This window comes from Sphingobium sp. MI1205 (genome assembly GCF_001563285.1).
Lineage (GTDB): Bacteria > Pseudomonadota > Alphaproteobacteria > Sphingomonadales > Sphingomonadaceae > Sphingobium.
Genome location: NZ_CP005188.1, coordinates 2,425,172 through 2,448,026 on the forward strand (window position 1 = coordinate 2,425,172; position 22,855 = coordinate 2,448,026).

The 22,855-nt window shown below is 62.5% G+C and carries 23 protein-coding genes and 1 tRNA gene; 20 read left to right on the forward strand and 4 right to left on the reverse strand.

The features are described 5' to 3' along the window. Positions 1–2 precede the first annotated feature (2 nt). The 3 genes from K663_RS24650 to K663_RS11855 are packed head-to-tail and all read left to right on the forward strand — an operon-like array spanning position 3 to position 2,785. Positions 3–1,052, forward strand: a complete 1,050-nt coding sequence (locus K663_RS24650; protein WP_062117744.1) for a hypothetical protein — start codon at positions 3–5, stop codon at positions 1,050–1,052. 60 nt (positions 1,053–1,112) lie between these two features. Then, positions 1,113–2,027, forward strand: coding sequence for a sulfite exporter TauE/SafE family protein (locus tag K663_RS11850; protein ID WP_062117747.1), 915 nt, complete (start codon positions 1,113–1,115; stop codon positions 2,025–2,027). Next, positions 2,024–2,785, forward strand: coding sequence for a TIGR02186 family protein (locus K663_RS11855; RefSeq protein ID WP_145902267.1), 762 nt, complete (start codon positions 2,024–2,026; stop codon positions 2,783–2,785). The genes K663_RS11850 and K663_RS11855 overlap by 4 nt, the downstream gene beginning before the upstream one ends. A 6-nt stretch (positions 2,786–2,791) precedes the next feature. Here K663_RS11855 and K663_RS11860 read toward each other — a convergent pair whose 3' ends face one another. After that, entirely contained in the window at positions 2,792–3,223 is a 432-nt protein-coding gene (locus K663_RS11860; RefSeq protein WP_062117751.1) for a DUF488 domain-containing protein, read from the reverse strand. A gap of 81 nt (positions 3,224–3,304) precedes the next feature. On the opposite strand from K663_RS11860, the gene K663_RS11865 reads away from it, so the two are divergent. The 8 genes from K663_RS11865 (at position 3,305) to K663_RS11900 (ending at position 9,908) form a co-directional block, all read left to right on the forward strand. Then, the gene (locus tag K663_RS11865) at positions 3,305–4,300 is read left to right on the forward strand and encodes an aspartate carbamoyltransferase catalytic subunit (protein ID WP_062117754.1); all 996 of its coding nucleotides are present in this window, start codon (positions 3,305–3,307) and stop codon (positions 4,298–4,300) included. After that, the gene (locus tag K663_RS11870) at positions 4,297–5,520 is read left to right on the forward strand and encodes a dihydroorotase (RefSeq protein ID WP_062117757.1); all 1,224 of its coding nucleotides are present in this window, start codon (positions 4,297–4,299) and stop codon (positions 5,518–5,520) included. Before K663_RS11865 ends, K663_RS11870 begins: the two co-directional genes overlap by 4 nt. Positions 5,521–5,577: 57 nt before the next feature. Further along, positions 5,578–5,653: transfer RNA gene (locus tag K663_RS11875), tRNA-Trp, on the forward strand. A gap of 169 nt (positions 5,654–5,822) precedes the next feature. After that, positions 5,823–6,029 carry a preprotein translocase subunit SecE gene (secE, locus tag K663_RS11880; protein ID WP_062117769.1) on the forward strand — a complete coding sequence of 69 codons (207 nt, stop codon included), beginning with the start codon at positions 5,823–5,825 and terminating at the stop codon, positions 6,027–6,029. A 21-nt stretch (positions 6,030–6,050) separates the two neighbouring features. Beyond that, the gene (gene nusG, locus K663_RS11885) at positions 6,051–6,587 is read left to right on the forward strand and encodes a transcription termination/antitermination protein NusG (protein ID WP_062117774.1); all 537 of its coding nucleotides are present in this window, start codon (positions 6,051–6,053) and stop codon (positions 6,585–6,587) included. 188 nt (positions 6,588–6,775) lie between these two features. After that, positions 6,776–7,207: a 50S ribosomal protein L11 gene (rplK, locus tag K663_RS11890; protein ID WP_037464038.1), complete on the forward strand. Its 432-nt coding sequence runs from the start codon at positions 6,776–6,778 to the stop codon at positions 7,205–7,207. Positions 7,208–7,211: 4 nt separating this feature from the next. Continuing rightward, positions 7,212–7,910, forward strand: coding sequence for a 50S ribosomal protein L1 (rplA, locus tag K663_RS11895; RefSeq protein WP_037464035.1), 699 nt, complete (start codon positions 7,212–7,214; stop codon positions 7,908–7,910). A gap of 249 nt (positions 7,911–8,159) precedes the next feature. Further along, positions 8,160–9,908: a DEAD/DEAH box helicase gene (locus K663_RS11900; RefSeq protein WP_062120812.1), complete on the forward strand. Its 1,749-nt coding sequence runs from the start codon at positions 8,160–8,162 to the stop codon at positions 9,906–9,908. 68 nt (positions 9,909–9,976) lie between these two features. On the opposite strand, the gene ybaL is transcribed toward K663_RS11900, so the two are convergent. Beyond that, positions 9,977–11,611 carry a YbaL family putative K(+) efflux transporter gene (ybaL, locus tag K663_RS11905; RefSeq protein ID WP_062117777.1) on the reverse strand — a complete coding sequence of 545 codons (1,635 nt, stop codon included), beginning with the start codon at positions 11,609–11,611 and terminating at the stop codon, positions 9,977–9,979. Positions 11,612–12,421: 810 nt separating this feature from the next. Here ybaL and rplU point away from each other — a divergent pair. The 6 genes from rplU (at position 12,422) to K663_RS11935 (ending at position 17,215) form a co-directional block, all read left to right on the forward strand. Beyond that, the gene (gene rplU / locus K663_RS11910; RefSeq protein ID WP_037464028.1) at positions 12,422–12,718 is read left to right on the forward strand and encodes a 50S ribosomal protein L21; all 297 of its coding nucleotides are present in this window, start codon (positions 12,422–12,424) and stop codon (positions 12,716–12,718) included. A 30-nt stretch (positions 12,719–12,748) separates the two neighbouring features. Then, positions 12,749–13,018 (forward strand): 50S ribosomal protein L27, encoded by a 270-nt coding sequence (gene rpmA / locus K663_RS11915; RefSeq protein WP_007683600.1) that lies wholly within the window; start codon positions 12,749–12,751, stop codon positions 13,016–13,018. 270 nt (positions 13,019–13,288) lie between these two features. After that, positions 13,289–13,864, forward strand: a complete 576-nt coding sequence (locus tag K663_RS11920; RefSeq protein WP_062117780.1) for a GNAT family N-acetyltransferase — start codon at positions 13,289–13,291, stop codon at positions 13,862–13,864. 108 nt (positions 13,865–13,972) lie between these two features. Further along, positions 13,973–15,070, forward strand: a complete 1,098-nt coding sequence (gene obgE / locus K663_RS11925) for a GTPase ObgE (protein ID WP_062117783.1) — start codon at positions 13,973–13,975, stop codon at positions 15,068–15,070. A gap of 93 nt (positions 15,071–15,163) precedes the next feature. After that, on the forward strand, positions 15,164–16,294 hold the full coding sequence (gene proB, locus K663_RS11930) for a glutamate 5-kinase (RefSeq protein WP_062117786.1): 1,131 nt from the start codon (positions 15,164–15,166) through the stop codon (positions 16,292–16,294). Between the two features lie 6 nt (positions 16,295–16,300). Then, positions 16,301–17,215 (forward strand): NAD-dependent epimerase/dehydratase family protein, encoded by a 915-nt coding sequence (locus K663_RS11935; protein ID WP_235589437.1) that lies wholly within the window; start codon positions 16,301–16,303, stop codon positions 17,213–17,215. A 1-nt stretch (position 17,216) separates the two neighbouring features. On the opposite strand, the gene K663_RS11940 is transcribed toward K663_RS11935, so the two are convergent. Further along, positions 17,217–17,726: a CvpA family protein gene (locus K663_RS11940; RefSeq protein ID WP_062117789.1), complete on the reverse strand. Its 510-nt coding sequence runs from the start codon at positions 17,724–17,726 to the stop codon at positions 17,217–17,219. A 10-nt stretch (positions 17,727–17,736) separates the two neighbouring features. After that, positions 17,737–19,104, reverse strand: a complete 1,368-nt coding sequence (gene radA, locus K663_RS11945; RefSeq protein WP_062117792.1) for a DNA repair protein RadA — start codon at positions 19,102–19,104, stop codon at positions 17,737–17,739. A gap of 207 nt (positions 19,105–19,311) precedes the next feature. On the opposite strand from radA, the gene K663_RS11950 reads away from it, so the two are divergent. Genes K663_RS11950 through K663_RS11960 form a run of 3 tightly spaced genes read left to right on the forward strand, consistent with a single transcriptional unit; the run spans position 19,312 to position 22,847 of the window. Continuing rightward, positions 19,312–20,007: an endonuclease/exonuclease/phosphatase family protein gene (locus tag K663_RS11950; RefSeq protein ID WP_062117794.1), complete on the forward strand. Its 696-nt coding sequence runs from the start codon at positions 19,312–19,314 to the stop codon at positions 20,005–20,007. Between the two features lie 16 nt (positions 20,008–20,023). Next, positions 20,024–22,417: a patatin-like protein gene (locus tag K663_RS11955; protein WP_083535891.1), complete on the forward strand. Its 2,394-nt coding sequence runs from the start codon at positions 20,024–20,026 to the stop codon at positions 22,415–22,417. Further along, entirely contained in the window at positions 22,386–22,847 is a 462-nt protein-coding gene (locus K663_RS11960; protein ID WP_062117797.1) for a hypothetical protein, read from the forward strand. The genes K663_RS11955 and K663_RS11960 overlap by 32 nt, the downstream gene beginning before the upstream one ends. Positions 22,848–22,855: the final 8 nt, after the last annotated feature.

Here is a 22,855-nt window from a genome sequence, read left to right on the forward strand (position 1 = left end):
GCATGAGCAGCACTGTAAGCGGCCGGCCGGTTCGCTTTTTCATCCTCCTTATGAGCGGCTGGGTCATTATTCGCGTCGCCCATGTCGCTGGCGACATGCTCGGCCTCAAGGTTCCCGAAGCACCGCTGCCGACACCCGTGCGAACAGCGGCAGCGCGCCCGCTACCGACTCCGGTAACGGCCACCTCTCAGTTCGAAAACCGCTCACCAGCAGCCTCGGGCAGCTTTGTTCGCGACGCTACAGGCTCGGCAAAACCCACCCGCTTTTCTGCAGATGCTGCCGCTATACTGATGGCCACGCCAGGGTTAGCAACCAGTTCGGCAGCAGCGGCCTCACCCGCAAACCGCGTCACGCTATCCTCACCCACTCTCTCCCCAGCTATTCCACTGGAATCTACAAGTGCCGCAACGTCGGACCGGTGGCGCGGAAGCGTCTGGTTGCTTTGGCGCGCGGGCAGCGCCGACCCCGCCGACATCGTCACTGGAGGTCGGCTGGGCGGATCGCAGGCTGGCCTTCGGCTCGATTATGATCTGACGCCCGTCGGCACAGGCCGCGCCGCCGCCTATGGACGCGTAAGCAGCGCTTTCAACCGCCCCGCCTCGCCGGAGGGCGCGCTGGGCATCGCCTGGCAGCCGTCGCGCGCCATTCCCGTCTCTATCGCCGCTGAACGACGCATAGCTTTTGGGGAGGGCGCACGGAATGCCAATGCTCTGCTCATCGTGGGCGGCTTGGGGCCAACGCCGGTCATCGGCTCGCTGGAAGCGGAAAGCTACGCGCAGGCGGGCGTCGTCGGATTCCGACGCGGCGACCTGTTCGCGGACGGGAAATTCTCGCTGCTCTCGCCCCTCGCACGATCACCGATCCGCATGGGGTTGAGTGTTTCGGGCGGCGCTCAGCCCAAGGTAGAGCGGCTGGATGTTGGCCCGGAAATTCAGTTGCGCCTGCCATTTCCTCAAGTCGCATCGCGCGTCAGCATTGAATGGCGGGAGCGTATTGCGGGACAGGCATCGCCATCATCTGGCCTGGCGGTCACGCTCGGCGCGGATTTTTAAGGCAAGACCGACGGTCTTCACCTTTATCTTGCCGCTTATTGGGCTTAACCGGGATACTCAATGGATCTGTATCTCCCCATCGCCAACCTGTCGGTGAATGCGCTGGTGATCATCGCCCTGGGCGGCGTGGTCGGCCTGCTATCCGGCATGTTCGGGGTCGGAGGCGGCTTCCTTACAACGCCGTTGCTGATCTTCTACGGGATCCCTCCTACGGTTGCCGCCGCGTCAGCCGCATCTCAGGTGACCGGAGCAAGCGTGTCTGGTGTCGTGACGCATATGGCGCGGGGAACCGTTGATTTCCGCATGGGCGGGGTCCTGATCGGTGGCGGCGTCATCGGAGCAGGCATTGGGGTCATCCTTTTTCGCCTGCTGCAATCGGTGGGACAGATCGATACGGCCATTGGCATCCTTTACGTCCTGATGCTGGGTGGCATCGGCCTGCTGATGGCAAGGGAATCCATCCAGGCGCTCATCGCTCTGAAGACCGGTCAGCGCCTGCCCGCTCGCAAGCGCCGCCACCACCCGCTCGTCGCGGCGCTCCCGATGCGCTGGCGCTTCTATCGTTCCGGTCTGTATATATCGCCCCTGGCGCCGCTGCTGCTGGGCCTGGCCACCGGCATCCTCACGACCTTGCTGGGCGTCGGCGGCGGCTTCATTCTTGTGCCGGCCATGCTTTATCTTCTGGGCATGACCACGCAATCGGTGGTGGGTACATCCCTGTTCCAGATCCTGTTTGTCACCATGGCCACCACCATGATGCATGCCTTCACCACAAAGGCAGTCGATCTCGTCCTCGCGATGCTGCTCCTGATCGGCAGCGTCACCGGCGCGCAGGTCGGAACACGAATATCGATGACGGTCCGGCCCGAATATCTGCGTATCCTCTTGTCGGCGATCGTCCTTCTGGTGGCAGCGCGCATGGCGCTCGGCCTCGGCTTCCGTCCCGACGAAATCTACACGGTGGAAGTCCGGTGAGCTTGCGTGCCCGTCTGGCCCTGCTGCCCGCCATATTGCTGCTCGGCGCGGCCGGAGAGCCGATATTGGTCCCCGACGTTTCCCAGCGCGAGGTAAAGATCCAATATAGCTTCACCGGCGCAGACCTTTTGCTGTTCGGCGCCATTGTCTACCCTGACGGCCGCCTGCCCAAGAAACCGGCTGAAATACTGGTTGTCTTGAAAGGCCCGGACCAGTCGATCATCATGCGTGAAAAACAGAAGGTCGCCGGTATATGGATCAATGCGGACAGCGCCCGATTCCGTTCCGCCCCCAGCTTCTATGCGGTTGCATCGTCAAGGCCCATTGCCGAAGTCGTCGATGACCGTACCGCTGCCATTTATGAGTTGGGCGTCAACAAGCTGCAACTATCTCCCTCTTCGCTCAACGAAAGTGCAGAACTTGAACGTTTCCAGGCGGGCCTCATTGATCTGCGCGAGCGGGCCGGGCTCTTCGCCGAACGGCCTGGTTCGGTCGAGATCACGCAAGGGGTACTGTACCGCGCCCGCCTGCCGCTTCCCGCGCGCGTGATCGTCGGCGACTATACGGCTGAAACTTTCCTGGTGCAGGATGGCCGAGTGGTCGCTGCGGCGGTGCGCGACATCAAGATCCGCAAGTCGGGATTCGAGCGCTTCATGGCCGTAGCGGCGGAACAATGGCCGTTCCTCTATGGCCTCACCGCCATATTGCTCGCCGGGGGCATGGGCTGGGCCGCGGGCGCGCTGGCACGCCGCTTCTGATCCGGGTCAAGGCTTCAGATCGACACGCTCATCGTCGGGAAAAAGATATTCGAGCAGCAGCGAGCGATGGCAACCGTCCGCCTCCCGCTCGAAGCAAAGCAGGGCCGTGGGCCGTTCACGCGCCATGTCGCGCAATTGCTCCGCCTGGACAACGGCTTCGGGCAAATCAAGCTGCCCCGAGTAAATCTCACGAAGCCTCGCATGGTTGCCCTTGCGCGCAGCTTCGCGGCCCTCCGCAGGCGTACCCAGCGCTTTCAGCCCGACATAATCGATGCCAGCCTCTCTTAATCCGGCAGCCAGGATATTCTTCGAAAAGCCCGGACGGCGGGATAGCGGCACGGCCCTGATGTCAGCCAGCAGCCTCACGCCCGCCTCTTGCAGTGCTGCGATCAACTCGGCCTGGGTAGTTCCTTCATATCCTATCGTATAAATGCGCATGTCGCCGAGATAGGAAGCGGCGGTGAAGTTCCAAGTTTCGCGCCTTGCCCTCTTTTCTGCGCTCGCTTAAAGGGTCCGTTCATGCCCGATCCCACTGCTCACTCCGCCGCGCCCGACCTCACTGGCCGGGCGCTGTTTCCGCATCGGCATCTCCTCTCTATCGCAGACCTGAAACCATGGGAAATCCGCTTCCTACTTGATGAGGCGGAGCATTGGGCAAGGACCAATCGCGACAATGCCCGCAAGCATGACGACCGGCTGACGGGCATGACGCAGATCAACGCCTTTTTCGAAAACAGCACGCGCACGCTGCTGTCCTTCGAAATTGCAGGTAAGCGGCTGGGCGCCGATGTCGTCAACATGCATGCCGGTCAATCCAGCGTGAAGAAGGGCGAAACGCTGATCGACACGGCAATGACGCTCAACGCCATGGCCGCTGACGTAATCGTCATCCGCCACGCCAGTTCGGGCGCGGTAGCGCTGATCGCTGACAAGGTGGACTGCCCGGTGCTCAACGCCGGGGACGGCTGGCATCAGCATCCAACCCAGGCGCTGCTCGACGCGCTGACCATCCGCCGACGCAAGGGCAGTTTCGAAGGGCTGATCGTCGCGATCTGCGGTGATGTGCTACACAGCCGGGTTGCGCGATCGAACATGCTTTGCCTCGCTGCTCTGGGCGCGCAGGTGCGGGCGGTAGCCCCTCCCACACTGATGCCGCCGGAAGTGGAAATGCTGGGCGCTACACCCTTCCACCGGATGGACGAAGGACTGGATGGCGCGGATGTGGTCATGATGCTGCGTCTGCAGAATGAGCGGATGGACGGCGCTTTCATCCCGTCCCCGCGCGAATATCACATGCTCTACGGCCTGACGCCTGAACGGCTGGGGATCGCCAAGCCCGACGCCCTCGTCATGCACCCTGGTCCAATGAACCGCGGGGTCGAGATTTCAAGCGTCGTGGCCGATGACCCCCAACGCTCCGCCATCACTGAACAGGTTGAAATGGGGGTCGCTATCCGCATGGCCTGCCTGGATGTTTTAACGCGCAGCGCGCGCGGTGTGGAGGGATGGCAATGACCAGGATCGCCATCGTGAACGGAAAGCTGGCTGATCCGGCCCAATCCGGATTAACCAGCGGCGTCATCCTGATCGAAGGGGACCGGATTGTCGCCGCGGGCGATATTCCTGTCCCTCAGGATGCGGAACAAGTGGATGCGGCAGGACTAGTGGTGGCGCCGGGCCTCATCGATCTGGGCGTCTTTGCGACGGACAAGCCCGCCTTCCACTTTGGTGGTATAACCCGTGCGGCGCTGATGCCGGACCAGTCTTCCCCGCTCGATGATGCCGGACTCATCCGCCAGGCGACCCGTGCGGGCAAGCCGGACTTCTGGGTCCATCCCATCGCCGCAGCCACCCGTGGTCTCAAAGGGGCCGAGCTGGCCGAAATCGGCATGATGCAACTGGCTGGCGCCAAGGCTGTTGGAACCGGGCGACAGTGGATCGCGGACTCCGGGGTCATGATGAGGGTCCTTGCCTATGCATCCGGCCTTGGACTGACGGTCATCACCCACGCCGAGGACAACGGGCTGACTGGCAAGACTGTTGCGACGAGTGGCGAAACGGCGACACGGCTGGGCCTGCCCCACGCGCCAGCCTGCGCCGAAGCCATCGCGATCGCGCGAGACATCATGCTGGCGCGCGAAACGGGCGCGGCGATCCACTTCCGCCTCGTGACCACCAAGGCTGGCTTCGACCTCATCCGCGCGGCAAAGGCCGAAGGGCTGAAGGTCACTTGCGGCATCAGCCCGGCCTATCTTTACCTCGCAGACAACGCCGTCACCGATTTCCGCACCTTCGCTCGCTTGTCGCCGCCCTTGCGGTCGGAAGATGATCGCCTGGCTTCGATCGCAGCGGTGGCGGACGGGACGGTGGATGTTATCACCTCCGGCCACGATCCACGCGGTCCGGAGGACAAGCGGCTGCCGTTCGCCGACGCCTCGCCGGGCATGGCGGGCGCAGAGACGCTGCTCGCCCTTTCGCTCAATCTGGTGCGCGAAGGGCATCTTTCGATGACGCGGCTGATGACCCTGCTCAGCGCCAATCCGGCACGGATACTGAATATTGATGCGGGCAGCTTTGCTGAGGGCAGCGCAGCCGACCTCATCTTCGTCGATCCCGATGCGCCATGGATCATCGATTCCACCAGAATGGCGGCGCAGGCCGGCAATACGCCCTTCGATCATGTGCCCGTTCAGGGCCGCGCCCGCCGGATCATGAAGGGTGGCGTTTTCCTCTGAAGTTTCCTGCTTGCCCTCCCCGGCAGGCCACGCTAAAGCGCCCTCCTTCGCCGGCACAGGAGTGTAGCTCAGCTGGTAGAGCGTCGGTCTCCAAAACCGAATGCCGGGGGTTCGAGTCCCTCCACTCCTGCCAAGCATCTGGTCGCTGATCCTTGATTTTTCAAAGGTTCGCGGGTAGCTGCCCGAGTGAAGATGGGTCGCGAAGCCAGCGGCCGCACCCCGGGACGCCGACATGGCGGGGTCCGGAGGGTGGACTGTTGCTTCGCGCTTTGGTGTTTTGTTCGAAGGTTTTTGAGGCAGCGATGGCGAAGGTTTCTCCGGGCGAATTCGTCAATCAGGTGAAGACCGAGGCGTCGAAGATCGTGTGGCCTACAGGCCGCGAGACGGTCATGACCGCAGTGATGGTCGGTATCATGACCTCCCTGCTGGGCATCTTCTTCTTCGGCATAGACACCTTTTTCGGCGCGGTCGTTCAGTGGCTGCTGAGCTTCGCGGCCGGACAGGCTTGATTGGGAGTTTGAAACGGTAACATGGCGCGCTGGTACATCATCCACGCCTATTCGGGCTTCGAAAACAAGGTCAAGGAATCGATCCTGTCCGAAGCCGAGCGCATGGGCCTCTCCCAGCTGGTCGAACAGGTGGAAGTCCCCACCGAGACCGTGACCGAAGTAAAGCGGGGCAAGAAGGTTCAGGTGGAACGCAAGTTCATGCCCGGCTACGTCCTCGCCAAGCTGGCAATGAACGACGACATCTATCACCTTGTGAAGAACACGCCGAAGGTGACGGGCTTCCTCGGATCGAGCGGCAAGCCGCAGGCGATCAGCGAGACGGAAGCCGCCCGCTATTTCGGCGCCCGCAAGGAAGCCGAGGCCGCGCCCAAGCACAAGGTCAATGTCGATTACGAAATCGGCGACAGCGTCAAGGTGCTGGACGGCCCCTTCGCCAGCTTCAACGGCACCGTCGAGGAACTGGATTTCGAAAAGAACCGCGTCAAGGTGTCCGTGTCGATCTTCGGCCGCGCCACGCCGGTCGAACTGGACTTCGAGCAGGTCGAACTGTCGAAGTAAGAGAGATTACGTCATCCCAGCGAAAGCTGGGATCTCGTCCCTCAAGCCGTTCCCTTGCGGCCTGAGATCCCAGCGCCCGCTGGGATGACGACAAGGGCAGTGCGGGAGGCGTCCTTGGGATCGCTGCTTGACCGCTAAACTTGAACCGGGCGCGCCTTCGGGCACGCTCAGCAACAGAGTGAGTGACAATGGCCAAGAAGATTACGGGCTATATCAAGCTCCAGGTGCCCGCTGGAGCCGCCAACCCCTCCCCGCCGATCGGTCCGGCGCTGGGTCAGCGCGGTGTGAACATCATGGAATTTTGCAAGGCGTTCAACGCCTCGACGGAAAAGATGGACAAGGGCACCCCGCTGCCGACCATCATCACCGTTTATGCGGACCGTTCGTTCAGCTTCGTGACGAAGCAGCCGCCCGCCACCTACCTGATCAAGAAGGCCGTCAACCTGAAGTCAGGCTCCAAGGAGCCGGGCAAGGTCGTCGCTGGCAAGATCACCCGCGCCCAGCTCGCTGAAATCGCCCAGGCCAAGATGGTTGACCTGAACGCGAACGACATCGACGCAGCGACGAAGATCATCGAAGGCTCCGCTCGCGCGATGGGCCTCGAAGTGGTGGAGGGCTAAGATCATGGCAAAGCTGAGCAAGAAGGCGAAGGCGCTGGCCACCGCGGTTGACCGCGAAAAGCTGCACGGCGTTGACGAAGCGCTGGGCCTGATCAAGACCCACGCAACCGCCAAGTTCGACGAAAGCGTCGAAATCGCGATCAACCTGGGCGTCGACCCGCGTCACGCCGACCAGATGGTCCGTGGCGTCGTCACCCTGCCCGCTGGCACCGGCAAGGACGTTCGCGTCGCCGTGTTCGCCCGTGGCGACAAGGCTGAAGCCGCGACCGCCGCTGGTGCCGACATCGTGGGCGCCGAGGATCTGCTCGACAGCATCCAGGCTGGCAACATCGACTTCCAGCGCGTGATCGCCACTCCCGACATGATGGGTCTGGTTGGCCGGTTGGGTAAGGTTCTGGGCCCCAAAGGCCTGATGCCGAACCCCAAGCTGGGCACCGTGACGCCGAACGTCGCCGAGGCGGTCAAGGCTGCCAAGGGTGGTCAGATCGAATTTCGCGTTGAAAAGGCTGGCATCATCCATGCTGGCCTGGGCAAGGCGAGCTTCTCGGCTGAAGATCTGCGCAAGAATTTCGATGCCTTCGTTGACGCGATCGTCAAGGCGAAGCCGTCGGGTTCAAAGGGCAAATATGTCCGCAAGATCGCTCTGTCGTCCTCGATGGGCCCGGGCGTGAAGGTCGATGTGGCGGAAGTCGCTTCGGTCTGATCCTGAACGGATAATCAATAAAGGGGCCGCCTTCCTCTTTGCAGGGGAAGGCGGCCTTCTTATTTGGAACATCTCCCTTCGCAAGGGCGCTGCCCGAAAACCCCTGTTTTCGGCGGCTGCTTCTTCCGATTGACGGTGTGAACTTCGGGGTGCGTGACCTTGCACTCCGGGCTCCAGCAATGGCTGGAGAAGATCAGGTCATCATGTATCCGTCGGGACTGGCGGGTCGCCTTACCGATGGAAAACATAATGTCTTTTGAACATCTCCCACCCCTGCTTTCTGACGCACTAACGCGGAAAGGCTATGAACAGCTGACCCCGGTGCAGGCCCAAGTCACCCAGCCTGAAGCCGAAGGGCGCGACTTGATCGTGTCCGCACAGACCGGCTCCGGCAAGACGGTCGCCTTCGGCCTGGCCATGGCTACCGAACTGCTGGGCGAACAGAGCCGCCTGCCGGTCGCTGGCAAGCCCCTCGCGCTCGCCATCGCACCGACCCGCGAACTGGCACTACAGGTCAGCCGCGAGCTGGAATGGCTCTACGGCGAAGCCCGCGCCCGCATCGCCACCTGCGTCGGTGGCATGGACGCCGCCAAGGAACGCCGCGCCCTTAGCCATGGCGCGCATATTGTCGTCGGCACGCCAGGCCGTCTGCGCGACCATCTTGAGCGCGGCGCCCTCGACCTGTCAGGCCTCAAGACCGTGGTGCTCGATGAAGCCGACGAAATGCTCGACATGGGCTTCCGCGAAGATTTGGAAGAGATACTTGATGGCGCGCCCGACGGTCGCCGAACGCTTCTGTTTTCCGCCACCATGCCCAAGCCAATCGTGGCGTTGGCCAAGCGTTACCAGAAGGATGCTCTGCGCATCTCCACCGTCAGTGATGAACGCGGTCATGGTGACATCAGCTATCAGGCAGTGACCGTTGCTCCGGCCGACATCGAAAACGCCGTCGTCAATCTGCTCCGCTATCATGAAGCCGAGACAGCGATCCTCTTCTGCGCGACCCGCGACAATGTGCGGCATCTACACGCCAGCCTCACCGAGCGTGGCTTCGCGGCGGTGGCACTGTCGGGCGAACATAGCCAGAATGAGCGCAATCACGCGCTTCAAGCGCTGCGGGACCGCCGGGCACGCGTCTGCGTGGCGACCGACGTCGCCGCGCGTGGCATCGACCTCCCCAATCTGAGCCTTGTCGTTCACGTGGAAATTCCTCGCGATGCGGAAACGATGCAGCACCGATCGGGCCGCACCGGGCGCGCGGGCAAGAAAGGCACGGCCGTTCTGGTCGTTCCCTATCCGCGCCGCCGTCGGGTTGAATCAATGCTGCGCGGCGCGAAGATTCCAGTGGAGTGGGGTACGCCGCCAAGCAAGGAAGCCATTCAGGAGCAAGATAATGCGCGGCTCCGCGCCAGCCTGATGGAAAAGGCCGAACTTGACGAGCTGGACTGGGCGTTGGGTGCCGAACTGCTGGCCGAAAAGTCGGCCAAGGAAATCGCGGCAATGCTGGTGAAGAGCGCGCGCGCCGCCCTGCCCGCTCCCGAGGAACTCTTGGACGCCAGCGAAGCGCCGCAACGCCGCGAAGGACCGCGTCCTGGCTTTGAGGACACTATCTGGTTCCGCATGGATATCGGCCGGAACCAGAATGCCGACCCGCGCTGGATCCTGCCGCTGATCTGCCGTCGCGGACATGTCAGCCGGGGCGATATCGGTGCGATTCGCATCGCCGCCAACGAAACGATGTTCGAAATTCCCTCCGCGATCGCGGCGAAGTTCGTGGCCGCAGTTAAGCGCACAGGCCAGGCCAGTGACGAAGGCGCGGAGGTGGCTATCGACCAGATGGAGGGCAAACCGCGCGAAATGGCGCGCGAGAACAGACGCGAAGGGCCTCGCGGCAAAGGCCGTCCCAACAGCGATCGCGGCCCGCGTCCGCCCGCGCACAGCCCCCGGCCCTTCAAGGGTGGTCCGAAGCGGACCGGGCCTCGCAATCCTCGAGGATAAAAAAGGGCCGCTCGTTAACCGAGCGGCCCCTTATTATTGTTGCCGGGTGTGAAACCGGCTGGCGAGCGTCATCCCGCACCGCAAAGCGACAACATCTTTGCGGCCAGTTCACGCTCGCCCATGACGATGTGGGGAACGCCCAATGCTTCCAGATGCTCGACCTCCGCATCTGAGTGGGCGCGAGCGATGACCTGAATTTCCGGATTGAGGATGCACGCATGTTGATGGATAGCGCCGCCCTCAAATCCCTCCGGAACCGCGATCAAAAGGTGGCGTGCCTCGCAAACGCCGGCAGCGTGAAGATGGCGATCCTCCAGCGCGCTGCCCCGCACGACCGAAAGGCCCGCCGCCTCCGCTTCCCTGGCGCGTTCCAGATCGCCTTCGACGATTACCAGATGCGTGTTCCTCTCGACAAGGCGCGATGCGATCATCTTGCCTACCCTACCATAGCCGACCAGAATAACATGACCGACCGGGCGCATTGGCTGCGGCTCTTCAGCCTGCTCCTCTTCCTCGTCCGCCTGGTGCTTCCGAACGATCATCGTGAAAATCAGCGGATTCAGAAAGATGGACACGATCGCCCCCGCAAGGATCAGGTCGCGCGCCTCCGCTGGCAGAATGCCGAGGCCAGTGCCCAATGATGCGAGGATGAAGGAAAATTCACCGATCTGGGCCAGGCTGGCCGCGATGGTAAGCGCAGTGTCGCCAGCGTAGCCGAACGCGCGGACGATGACGAAAGCGGCGATGGATTTGCCGATGATGATAATCACCACCGTAGCGAGCAGAGGTAGCGGCTGCTCAATCAAGACCGCCGGGTTGAACAGCATACCCACGGACACAAAGAAGAGAACGGCGAATGCGTCTCTCAACGGCAGCGTTTCTTCCGCGGCGCGTCGGCTAAGCCGAGTTTCGCCCAGAATCATGCCCGCGAAAAATGCGCCTAGCGCAAAGGATACGTCAAACGCGACCGCTGCGCCGAATGCGACGCCCAGCGCAACGGCCAGAACCGCAAGGCGAAACAGCTCCCGCGAACCACTATGCACTACCCAATGCAGCAACCACGGGATAACTCGACGGCCGACGACCAACATCAGGGCAACGAAGCCTGCTACTTTCAACAGCGTGCCAAGCAGTGGCACCAGCAGCGCACCCATCCCGGCTGAGGCGTCAGCGTTGTTCATTACCCCTGCAAGTGCGGGCAGCAGCACCAGAGCCAGCACCATCGCCAAATCCTCGACGATCAGCCAGCCTACCGCGATCCGCCCCCGCCGCGTTTCCACCAGGTCCGCACCCTGCAATGCGCGCAGAAGCACCACCGTACTGGCGACCGACAAGGCGAGACCAAAGACAAGGCCCCCCAGCATTGGCCAGCTCATGAGATGCGAAAGGCCCATCCCCAGCAATGTGGCCACGGCAATCTGACCGACTGCGCCGGGAACGGCGATATTCTTAACCGACAACAGGTCGCGAAGGGAAAAGTGGAGACCGACGCCAAACATCAATAGGATCACGCCAATCTCGGCAAGTTCATTGGCAAGCCCGGCATCGGCCACAAACCCCGGGGTGAAAGGGCCAACGATGATCCCCGCGACGAGATAGCCTACAAGCGGCGATAGTTTGAGGCGATGAGCAATCGCGCCCATTATGAAAGCGACAACAAGGCCCGCAACGATCGTTCCGATCAGCGGCGTATGATGGGGCATATAGGGTCTTTCCCTGTCCGCCGGGGCACAGCATGGCGCTACCCCCGGCTCATTATCATTCTACAACTGCCAGCATCGCTACGGACAACAGTGCACCGGCCGCGGCAATTCCGGTGAAGACAGCCGGGACGAACCACCGGGGTGGACGGCTGCGGCTGCGGCGCAATTTCCTCCGGGTCATGGAAGGCTCCTTCCAGGCTATGGGGCCGGGGCAAGGATCGTCAGATGGACGCGGGGGGAGCCCGTGCTCGGCAAAAAGGAAAATGTAATGCAGTCCCACTGCGGTCAGGGGGCGCGGGCCAGCGAAGTGTAACTAGGAACAGTCCGGCAGCCACCAGCGACAACATCGCCGGGAGAAGCCAGGACTGAACGTAAGCCATGCTATAGGCTGGGTGACCCGGCTCCCTCTCAACGACCGGAAGAACCTTCGCGCTGTCAAGGGACCGAGCCTTCAGCACGACACTGACCGTGGCGGGATTGAAGGCCGAGCCGGTAAGTCTGCTGGACGGCGGGCCCAAAGGCGCCACGGCGGACAATAGCGCGACCATAATCGCAACCCACAAGGTGACGATGAAGGAACTGCGTCCTTTCATGCGGCTGGCCCCGTGCAGTATCGACGTCATGCGCTTTATTGGTCCCTTCGCCCGAGAGATACGCGCGAGCGAGCGGAAAAACCAGTACCGATCCGGGGCCATATCGGTTGACAGCCGCGAGTCATTCCACTACCGGGCCACATTCCCGCGCGGGTCAGCAGGACTTCATGTCCTCGATGATCTGCGTAAAGCAGATTTGAACGAGAAGAGAAGAGCCATGTTCGCAGTCGTGCGCACGGGCGGCAAGCAATATCGCGTCGCCGCCGGAGACAAGATCGTCGTCGAGAAGTTGGCCGGTGAGGCTGGTGACAAGGTGACGCTGGATGACGTCCTGTTCGCCGGCGAAGGCGGCGACGTGAAGGACGTCAGCAAGCTGACCGTAGCCGCAGAGATCATCGCGCAAGCGAAGGGCGAAAAGGTCATCGTTTTCAAGAAGCGCCGTCGGCATAACTATCGCCGCCGCAATGGCCACCGCCAGAATCACACGATCCTCAAGATCGTGTCGATCGCCTGAGCCGCAGTCCAGTTTCGAGGAGTTTGAGTCATGGCACATAAGAAAGCTGGCGGTTCATCGCGTAACGGTCGCGATTCGGAGTCGAAGCGTCTTGGCGTTAAGAAGTTCGGTGGTCAGGAAGTGATCGGCGGCAACATCATCATTCGCCAGCGCGGCACACGCGTCTACCCGGGTCGCAACGTCGGCATGGGTAAAGACCACACGCTGTTCGCGCTCGGTGAAGGCCGCGTGGTATTCCACACTGGCAAGCTCGGCCGCAAATATGTGTCGGTCGATGCGATGGCCGAAGCAGCCGAATAACGGATGATCGATGACGGATCGTCCCTCACCATCGGGGCGATCCTCCTGGCGGAATGACTTTTAGTCACCGCCAGTATTCGAGGGAACAAAGGGGCGCCCCATCTGGGAGCGCCCCTTTTTCTATTTTCCAGGGCATCTCCCCTCATTTCCCTCAAGCCTTTGGAACCCTTCGCATTCTCGAGCGTCATGCGCGCGGGGTTCAGCCAAAGGAATAGTCGTCAAGCCGTAACTTTTTGCGGCCATTGGCGCAGCGATAAGAGGAGAGTTTAAATGTTCGCCCGTACCCCCCGCCTGCTCCTTAGGCCCGGCTGGATGGAAGATGCACCCGCGCTGGCCGAGGCGATCGGCGAGCCGGCCATTCTCCGCAACCTCATTCGTGCGCCCGCCCTCTACGATGTGGACGACGCCCGCGCCTTCCTCGCGCTGCCGCACGATTCGCGCATGCCGCGCCTTTTGGTCTTTTCCCGTACCCGCGGCGCGCCGCGGCTCGTCGGCGGCTGTGGGCTGCACCTTGCCGAAGATGGCACGCCGGAAATCGGATATTGGGTCGCGCGACCCTATTGGGGCCTGGGCTTTGCGACGGAGGCAGCCGGCGCGGCGCTCGGGATGGCGCGCGCGGCGGGCATTACCGGCATCCGGGCATCGCACTTCGCCGACAATCCGGCATCAGGCAACGTCCTGCGCAAGCTTGGTTTCCGTTACACCGGGCGCGTTGAGCGGCGTTACAGTCCTGCGCGCGGCGCGACGGCCGAATGCCTGGTTTTCGAAGAGGGCATTGCCGGCCGAGCGAGCATCGATCCAGCAATGGACCTTTATGATGATGCCATGCCAGCCATGGCGGCATGAATGACAGATGGGGGCGGCATCATCCGTCCTCATAATTTCATTCATGTGTTTGGATGGACCATCGACGGCGAGGTTTAATTCCGCAGCATAAGCGGCTATGGGCCAGCCATGCATTTTCTGGATCAAGCAAAGATATACATTAAGTCCGGTTGGGGCGGCCCCGGCGCGGTCAGTTTCCGGCGGGAAAAATATGTCGAATATGGCGGTCCCGATGGCGGTAACGGGGGCAAGGGCGGCGACATCATCTTCGAAGCTGTCGCTGGACTGAACACGCTCATCGATTTTCGCTATACACAGCATTTCAAGGCGCAGAGAGGCATGCCCGGCGCGGGCAAGAATCGCTATGGTGCGGGTGGCAACGACCTTGTCATCAAGGTGCCGGTGGGAACCCAGATTCTGTCCGATCCTCAGCCTGTCGATGGGACCGAGGACGAGGACGGCTATCCCGAATATGAAGAGCAGGAACTGCTCGCCGACTTCACGGAAGTTGGCCAACGCCTGGTTCTGCTGCGCGGCGGTGATGGCGGCCGGGGTAATCTTTCTTACAAGACCAGCACGAACCGCGCGCCGCGTCAGCACGGCACGGGCTGGCCGGGCCAGGAGATGTGGGTCTGGCTGCGCCTGAAGCTCCTGGCCGACGTGGGGCTCGTCGGGATGCCCAATGCGGGCAAATCGACCTTCATCAACCAGGTCACCAATACCAAGGCGAAGGTCGGGGCATATGCTTTCACAACGACCAAGCCGCAGCTTGGCGTTGTGCTGCATCGTGATCGGGAGTTCGTTCTTGCGGATATTCCGGGTCTCATCGCAGGCGCGGCCGAGGGCGCGGGAATCGGCGACCGGTTCCTCGGTCATATCGAGCGCTGCCGCGTACTGCTGCATCTGGTCGATGCGACCGGCGATGATCCCGTCGAACAATTCCGGATCGTGCAGGATGAACTCGGCGCCTATGGCGAAGGGCTGGACGACAAGCCCCAGATCGTGGCTCTTAACAAGGGCGATTTGCTCGGGCAGGAACTGATGGAGGACATCGCTGCCCAGCTTCGCGAGGAAGCAGGGGTTGAGGATCTCTTCATCGTCTCTGGTGCCACGGGCGAAGGCGTGCCCCGCCTGTTGGATGCCGTTTTACCCTTATTGGCGGAAGCAAAGGCAGAAGCAGAGGATGAGGCCGATGACAAAGGTGACGCCCAATGGTCACCGATCTGATCGCGAACGGCTGCGCCCTTGGGCTGAACCAGGACCGGCAGCCGAGCCTGTTGTGTTGCCCGATCACAGTCCAGGCCAACGGAAATTAGATCTGTGACCTCTCCCCTCGCCGGTTTCCCCCCTTCTCAAATCCGTCGTCTCGTCGTCAAGATCGGGTCAGCCTTGCTTGTCGATCCGGCTGGCGAGGTGCGCGAAGCATGGCTGCGCACACTGATCGAGGACATCGCTACTCGAAAGATCGCCGGGCAACAGATCATCATCGTGTCGTCAGGCGCAATCGCGCTAGGCGCCCGAAGGCTGAAGCTCCCCAAGGGCGGACGGGGCAGCCTGGAGGATGCGCAGGCCGCTGCCGCTACCGGACAGATCGCATTGTCGCAATGCTGGGCGCACCTGCTGCAGGAAAAGGGCATAACGGCGGCGCAGATGCTGGTAACGTTGGACGATCTTGAGCATCGGCGCCGCTACCTCAATGCTTCGGCGACCCTGGAGCGTCTGATGGCGCTGGACGTTGTGCCTGTCGTCAACGAGAATGACAGCGTGGCTACCGCCGAGATCCGTTTTGGCGATAATGACCGGCTGGCGGCGCGTATCGGACAGGCGGCACGGGCCGACGCGGTCGTGCTCCTTTCCGACGTCGATGGGCTTTACACCGCGAACCCGCATGTCGATGCGAGCGCCATGTTGATTGAGACAATTGAGCGCATCGATGCGCAGATCACGGCAATGGCCGACAGTGGCTCCGCTTCCGGCATGGGATCGGGCGGCATGACATCCAAGATCGAGGCGGCACGCATCGCGACCGGCGCAGGTGCGCATCTGGCGATCATTTCCGGCAATGTGGATAGTCCCCTGTCCCACTGGAGCAACGGCGGACGAGGATCAATCTTCCTGGCAGCGCCTGCAAAACGGGCGCGTAAGGGGTGGCTCGCTGGCCGACTGACGGTACGCGGACAGATCGTCGTCGATGCAGGCGCTGAAAAAGCGCTAGGGCGCGGCAACAGCCTGCTGCCTGCGGGGGTAGCCAGGATTGAGGGCACCTTCGCGCGTGGCGATGTCGTCGATATCGTCGGACCGGAAGGGCAAGTTATAGCGCGCGGCCTAAGCGAATATGACAGCGAAGAAGCCGCGCTGGTTGCAGGCAAGCGCAGCGAGGATATCGCTACATTACTGGGCCATTTGCCGCGTTCCGTGCTGGTCCATCGCGATCATATGGCGATGGTCTGAGATTCTATGAATTTGCGCATTGCAATGACCGGCGCGACGGGATTCGTCGGCGCTGAGACGCTTAATCAGGCGTTGGAAGCAGGCCATCACGTGACCGCAATCACGCGCAAGGCACAACCGCCGCGTGGACGGCTGAAATGGGTGCCGGGCTCACTTGAGAATCGCGCGGCGTTGAATACGCTGGTGCGGGATGCCGACGTCGTGATCCACATCGCGGGGGTTGTTAACGCGACTAATCGCGATGGTTTCGAAGCAGGAAATGCCCGCGGCACGATGGCGGTAATCGACGCCATGCGGCAGCGCGGCGTGCGAAGGCTCGTCCATGTGTCTTCGCTCGCAGCGCGCGAGCCCAAACTGTCCGACTATGGATGGTCCAAGGGTTTGGCCGAGCGGCATGTGAAAGCGAGCGGATTGGATTGGACGATCGTAAGGCCGCCCGCAATTTACGGGCCCGGCGATCGCGAAATGCTGGAGCTGTTCCGAATGGCCAAGCGCGGCGTCATGCTGCTGCCCCCGGGCGGACGGCTTTCACTGATTGAGGTGAGCGATCTGGCGCGGCTGCTGCTGGTGCTTGCACGCGAGAAGGAAATTAGCCTCGCCCACTGTTATGAAGCTGATGACGGCACGCCCGGCGGCTGGGACCATCTGGAGTTCGGTCAGGCGATCGGCCGCGCGCTGGGTCGCCCCGTCAAGACCTTCGCCACTCCAAATTGGGCGCTGGGCCTAGGCGCCCGGCTGGACCGGGTGCTGCGAGGCAAGGGCGCGAAATTGACCCAGGATCGCGTCAACTATTTCTGCCATCCCGACTGGGTTGTGACCAAGCGCAAGCAGCCGCCAATGAAGCTCTGGACGCCAAAGGTCGCGACAGAGGATGGGCTGAAAGCGACGGTGGAAGCCTATCGGGCAAAAGGATGGCTGTAGCCTAGTCTATGGGCTTTCGAGAGCGGCGCTCTGCGACGAATTCGCTAATCGCCTGACCGCTCGCGTTGAGCAGGGGATAGGTACGGGCGTCGGACAGCCAGTCCGGGCGGCGGGCCGCGCTGCCATAGAACGTGTCGTAGACCAAGCTGAACGCGAGGAAGACGAGCGTCGCGCCGATCAGCCCCTTGACCGCTCCGAACCCGCCGCCTAGGACCCGGTCCACAGGGCCGAGAACCGACTGGCGCGTGCGGCGGCCGATGGCGTGGGCGAGGAGCTTGCCTGCGCTGAAGGTGATGCCGAAAACAAGAAGGAATGCAAGAATTGCAGCGCCGCTATCAGTTCCTACGAAGGGGGTGAGCAGTTCGGTGGCGGAGCTGTGGAAAAGGCGGATGGCGAAGATGCCGAGCACCCAGGCGATCAGCGATAATGTTTCGGATACGAAACCATTAAGCAGGCCCAGGACGGCGCAGCCGCCGATGGCGAGCAGGACGAGGATGTCGACGGCGTTCATGGACGCCGGGCTATCCGCGCCCGAGCATCTGGTCAACCAGCTGGCTTAATCCCCGGTAGCCGCTGACGGCGATCCCCTGCACCCCATCGGCAACGGCCGCCGGGACATTGGCGCGCTCGAAGCCCAGCTTTGCGGCTTCCCGCAGACGCAGCGGAGCGTGAGCGACCGGCCGGATTTCCCCCGACAGGGCGATTTCCCCGAAGAGGACAAGGTCAGCGGGCACGGGCCGTTCCGCGAGGGCAGAGATGAGAGCGGCGGCGACTGCGAGGTCAGCGGCAGGATCGGACAGACGATAGCCGCCCGCGACGTTCAGGTAAACTTCGCAGGTCGAGAAGCTGAGGCCGCAACGCGCTTCCAGCACCGCAAGGACCATGGCGAGACGGCCGCTGTCCCAACCAACCACGGCCCTGCGCGGGGTGGCCCCACTGGACAGGCGAACGACCAGCGCCTGAATTTCGACCAGAACCGGACGAGTACCCTCAAGCGCAGGAAAGACCGTTGCGCCCGTTACGTTTTCGTCACGATGCGTCAGGAACAGCGCGGAAGGGTTCGCGACCTCCTCAAGCCCTTCGGCCACCATCGCGAAAACGCCAATTTCGTCGGTGCCGCCGAAGCGATTCTTGCTGGCGCGCAGGATTCGATATTGGTGACTGCGCTCCCCTTCGAAGCTCAACACCGTATCGACCATATGTTCGAGGACGCGAGGCCCGGCGATGCTGCCGTCCTTGGTCACATGGCCGACCAGAATGACGGCGGTGCCCCGTTGCTTGGCGAAGCGGATCAGTTCCTGCGACGAGGCGCGGACCTGGCTGACGGTGCCCGGCGCGCCTTCGATCAGGTCGCTGTGCATCGTCTGGATAGAATCGATGACGAGCAGTGCGGGAGGATCCCCCTCCCCCAAGGTGGTCAATATGTCGCGGACGGAGGTTGCGCTGGCAAGCTGAACCGGCGCGGAGCCAAGGCCCAAACGCTGGGCGCGCAGACGGACCTGGTCGGCGGCTTCCTCACCGCTGATATAAGCGACGGAAAGGCCGCGCGCGGCAATGCGGGCGGCAGCCTGAAGCAACAGGGTGGATTTGCCGATGCCGGGGTCGCCGCCGATCAGGGTCGCCGAACCGGGAACGATCCCTCCGCCCAGCGCCCGGTCGAACTCGGCGATGCCGGTGCTGGTGCGCGGCGGCAGTTCGACCTGGGTATCCAGGCCGACGAGCGTCAGCGCGCGCCCACCGCTTTGCAGGTCATGTCGGGCCGAGAAGATCGTCTCTCCCGCCTCTTCGATGATGCTGTTCCATTCGCCGCAATCATCGCACTGGCCCTGCCAGCGAGAAGAGAGCGTGCCGCATTGCTGGCAGACGAATTTGCGCTTTGCCTTTGCCATCCAGAAACTCTTTTCATGTTCCGCCGGAGGCGAGGCGTCTCAACTTCCGCCAACCGGAAGATGCCGGTATGGCGGGAGGATGCGAACGTTTCAAGAACAAAGAGCAGGATGCACCTATCAGGAAGCAGTCCGGTTCCAACCGGCCATAAGTTGCAAAGGGGCGGGAGAGCGCTGGAAACTGATCGCGATGTGGCGCATTGTTTCGCCATGAAGCCTATTCGCGTTGCCAGCTACAATATCCGCAAAGCCATCGGCACCGACCGCCGACGAAGTCCCGAACGGGTGCTGGAGGTACTGTCAGAAGTCGATGCCGACATTATCGCCCTGCAGGAAGCTGACCGGCGGTTTGGCGTCCGATCAGCGGCCATACCGCCGTGGCTGCTGGAGGCCGCCAGTCCCTACAAGCCGGTGCCGCTCAATGTACAGGCAGATTCGATGGGCTGGCACGGCAACGCCATTCTGGTGCGCAAGGAATCCGACATAGGCGTGCATGACATATTGCACCTGCCCTGTCTGGAGCCGCGCGGCGCGATCATGGCGGAAGTCACGCTGCGCAACGCAAAGATGCGGATTTTCGGCATGCATCTGGACCTTTCGGGTCTGTGGCGGCGCAAGCAGGCGGCAGCTGTGATCCATGCAGCGGGGCTGCGCGACGCGATGCCGACGGTGCTGATGGGAGATTTGAACGAATGGAGCGCGGGGCGCGGATGCCTGGCGGATTTCGCTCGCCATTATGATTTCGCACCTTGTGGACGGAGTTTCCATGCGCAACGGCCGGTGGCGCAACTGGACCGGATCATGCACTGCGCGAAGTTGAAACTGGTGGATTGCGGGGCGCATGACAGCGCGGCGGCGCGCAAGGCGTCGGACCACCTGCCGATCTGGGCCGAGTTCCAGCTATGACGGGGATGCTCGCCACATGAAGGAACGCGAACTGCGCCTTGCGCTGGTCTGCTATGGGGGGATCAGCCTGGCGGTCTACATGCACGGCATCACCAAGGAGATTTGGCGGCTGGCACGGGCAAGTCGCGGTTTCCATGACGGAACGACCAGCGGCAACAGCAGCGAGGCCGTATATCGCAAGCTGCTGGAAGATCTGGAGGCGGCGAGCGGCATTCGTCTGCGTGTAATGCCCGACATTATTGCCGGGGCGAGCGCGGGCGGCATCAACGGCATATTTTTGGCGCAAGCGCTCGAGACCGGCCAGTCACTGGAACCGCTGACCGACCTGTGGCTGGAAAATGCCGATGTGGAGCAGTTGCTGGACCCTGACGCCCGGCCCGCCCGGCGGATCACCAAATTCTGGGCAACCCCGCTCGTCTGGATGGCGGCGCGGCATCCCGGCGATACGGTAGAGCGCACGGTCGCCCCCAACACGCGCGAGGAGGTGCGGCACAAGCTGTCCAATTTCATCCGATCGCGCTGGTTCGAGCCTCCTTTTGGCGGCGAAATATTCACCGCGATGATCCTGGATGCGTTCGACGCCATGGAAAAGGCCGAACGCGGACCGCCTTTGTTGCCGGAAGGACATCCGCTGGACCTGTTCGTCACGGTCACCGATTTCGAAGGGCACCCGCAAAGCCTTAATCTCAACAGCCCGCCCCAAGTGGTGGAGACAGAGCATCGGCTGTCGATCGGCTTTCGCGCGCGGGGTCGGGGCGATCGGATCTTTGCCGATCCGGCCGAACTGGTCTTTGCCGCGCGGGCGACGGCGAGCTTCCCCGGCGCATTCCCGCCCTTCACCGTGCGCGAACTGGACAAGGTGCTCAAACGCCGTCATCGCGCCTGGCCGACGCGCGATGCGTTTCTGGCCCATGCCTTGCCACGGCATGCCGCGCGGGGAACGGCGGAGGACGCCGTGCTGATCGACGGTTCGGTTCTGGCCAACGCCCCCTTTGCCCAGGCGATCGGGGCGCTGCGCAACCGGCCGTCGCGACGCGAGGTTGACCGGCGGTTCGTCTATATCGATCCCAAGCCCGGCCACCGGTCCGTCCGGCTCAACCGTGAAGGCGACCAGCAGGAGGAGGCAACAGGAGAGAATGCCCCGCTGCCGGGATTTTTTCGCACCATATTCGGCGCCCTGAGCGACATTCCGCGCGAACAGCCGATCCGCGACAATCTGGACGCGATCGACCGCCATTCCTCCCGTATCCGCAGGGTGGTGCGCATTTTGAACGCGCTGCGGCCGGGCATCGAGGCGGAAGTCGAAAGCGCGATGGGCGGCATGCTGTTTCTGGACCGCCCCACCGCGGCGCGGCTTTCCGCCTGGCGGGCCAAGGCGCAGCAGCGCGCGGCCAATTCAGCGGGCTTCGCCTTTCCCGCTTATGGGCATTTGAAACTGTCGGGCATTGTCGAGGATCTTGCCGCCCTGCTTTTTCGCCTGAGCGATGAAGAAAGCCCCTTGATGCGCGAAAATTACCGGCAGGCGCTCTGGTCGCATGTCCGGGCGATCGGCGCGGATCGGTTGACCGAGGATGTCGGGCCGGGTTCACCGCCCGTGCTGTTCTTCCGCACCCACGATCTTTCCTTTCGTATCCGGCGGCTGCGTTTCCTGACGCGGCGGCTGGCCGATACGCTGGAGGTGGGGTCGCAGGAAGGCGATGCGGCCGTCCAGAAGATGCATGACGCCATATATGAGGCGTTGGCCCATTACACCGAGTGTGAGGGCACGGATTTCTACAATGGCGCGATCCGGTCGGCTGCGAAGGAATTGCCCAACAATCCTGCGGCGGCATTGGACGCCATCGCGCAGGCGCGAGGCCTGGATGAGCGAGACGGCACGGCGGACATGATGCTGGCGGATGCGCTGGCCGGGCTGCCCAAGGGGGAGCGGCGCACCATGCTGCTCGCCTATCTCGGCTTTCCCTTTTACGACATCGCGACCCTACCGTTGCTTCAGGGCCACGCCATGGATGAATATGATCCGGTGAAGGTGGACCGGATTTCGCCAGAGGATTGCAGCGCTATCCGCTCCGGCGGGGCAGAGGCGACGTTAAAGGGGATAGAATTCAATAACTTCGGCGCGTTCTTTAGCAGGGCTTACCGTGAGAATGACTATTTATGGGGACGCCTTCATGGTGTCGAACGCCTGCTGGATATCGTAATTTCCGCATTGCCCGCAGCAAGCCGCCTTCCCGAAGAGAGCGTGCGCGCCTATAGGCAAGCCGCATTCATGGCGATTCTCGATGAAGAGGAACAGCGACTGCCGCATGTCGCTGATCTAATTGCCATATTGCGGGAGGAAATCGGTGGGCACACGGGTGGGACTGTTTCCATTGGTGATGATGCTGACGCTGACGGCGGGTTGCCGTGATGCGTCCGGCGATGCCGTGTCCGCCGACAATGCCGTTGCGCCCCCTCCCGTGGTTTCCTTCAACGCGATAGAGGGCGAATCGATCGAGGTGGTCGCCGCACGGCAGCGGCCTTCTCCAGAAGTCACCGTGCGGGCGCAGCCTGCGCCGATGAACTCGCTTGACCTTCCTCCTTCCCCGGACGCCGTGCAGCCGCTGCCCTTCCCGCAGGAAGTCACCAGTTTCATGGTGGATCGCGACGGATGCGACCATTTCCGGGGCGAGGAACCCTATGACAGCGAGCGCCGTGTGTTCCTGATCGAAAATATCGCCGAACTATGCACCGGCACCGATGCGAAGCTGGCGATGTTGCGGCGGCGCTATGCCGGCGATGCGGCTGTCATCGCGGCTCTGCATGGCTATGAAGATCATATCGAAGCCAGGCCGCAGTGATCCGCCCG

What these genes read in the sequence shown, in the direction of transcription:
- K663_RS11955 (WP_083535891.1), top strand. Translation starts at nt 20,024, where the DNA reads ATGAAGGAACGCGAACTGCGCCTTGCGCTGGTCTGCTATGGGGGGATC.
- secE (WP_062117769.1), top strand. Translation starts at nt 5,823, where the DNA reads ATGGCGAAGGTTTCTCCGGGCGAATTCGTCAATCAGGTGAAGACCGAG.
- K663_RS11860 (WP_062117751.1), bottom strand. Translation starts at nt 3,223, where the DNA reads ATGCGCATTTATACGATAGGATATGAAGGAACTACCCAGGCCGAGTTG.
- K663_RS11870 (WP_062117757.1), top strand. Translation starts at nt 4,297, where the DNA reads ATGACCAGGATCGCCATCGTGAACGGAAAGCTGGCTGATCCGGCCCAA.
- rplU (WP_037464028.1), top strand. Translation starts at nt 12,422, where the DNA reads ATGTTCGCAGTCGTGCGCACGGGCGGCAAGCAATATCGCGTCGCCGCC.
- K663_RS11850 (WP_062117747.1), top strand. Translation starts at nt 1,113, where the DNA reads ATGGATCTGTATCTCCCCATCGCCAACCTGTCGGTGAATGCGCTGGTG.
- K663_RS11865 (WP_062117754.1), top strand. Translation starts at nt 3,305, where the DNA reads ATGCCCGATCCCACTGCTCACTCCGCCGCGCCCGACCTCACTGGCCGG.
- rplA (WP_037464035.1), top strand. Translation starts at nt 7,212, where the DNA reads ATGGCAAAGCTGAGCAAGAAGGCGAAGGCGCTGGCCACCGCGGTTGAC.
- rpmA (WP_007683600.1), top strand. Translation starts at nt 12,749, where the DNA reads ATGGCACATAAGAAAGCTGGCGGTTCATCGCGTAACGGTCGCGATTCG.
- K663_RS11950 (WP_062117794.1), top strand. Translation starts at nt 19,312, where the DNA reads ATGAAGCCTATTCGCGTTGCCAGCTACAATATCCGCAAAGCCATCGGC.
- K663_RS11920 (WP_062117780.1), top strand. Translation starts at nt 13,289, where the DNA reads ATGTTCGCCCGTACCCCCCGCCTGCTCCTTAGGCCCGGCTGGATGGAA.
- K663_RS11935 (WP_235589437.1), top strand. Translation starts at nt 16,301, where the DNA reads ATGAATTTGCGCATTGCAATGACCGGCGCGACGGGATTCGTCGGCGCT.
- rplK (WP_037464038.1), top strand. Translation starts at nt 6,776, where the DNA reads ATGGCCAAGAAGATTACGGGCTATATCAAGCTCCAGGTGCCCGCTGGA.
- obgE (WP_062117783.1), top strand. Translation starts at nt 13,973, where the DNA reads ATGCATTTTCTGGATCAAGCAAAGATATACATTAAGTCCGGTTGGGGC.
- radA (WP_062117792.1), bottom strand. Translation starts at nt 19,104, where the DNA reads ATGGCAAAGGCAAAGCGCAAATTCGTCTGCCAGCAATGCGGCACGCTC.
- K663_RS11900 (WP_062120812.1), top strand. Translation starts at nt 8,160, where the DNA reads ATGTCTTTTGAACATCTCCCACCCCTGCTTTCTGACGCACTAACGCGG.
- ybaL (WP_062117777.1), bottom strand. Translation starts at nt 11,611, where the DNA reads ATGCCCCATCATACGCCGCTGATCGGAACGATCGTTGCGGGCCTTGTT.
- K663_RS24650 (WP_062117744.1), top strand. Translation starts at nt 3, where the DNA reads ATGAGCAGCACTGTAAGCGGCCGGCCGGTTCGCTTTTTCATCCTCCTT.
- K663_RS11960 (WP_062117797.1), top strand. Translation starts at nt 22,386, where the DNA reads ATGATGCTGACGCTGACGGCGGGTTGCCGTGATGCGTCCGGCGATGCC.
- K663_RS11940 (WP_062117789.1), bottom strand. Translation starts at nt 17,726, where the DNA reads ATGAACGCCGTCGACATCCTCGTCCTGCTCGCCATCGGCGGCTGCGCC.
- nusG (WP_062117774.1), top strand. Translation starts at nt 6,051, where the DNA reads ATGGCGCGCTGGTACATCATCCACGCCTATTCGGGCTTCGAAAACAAG.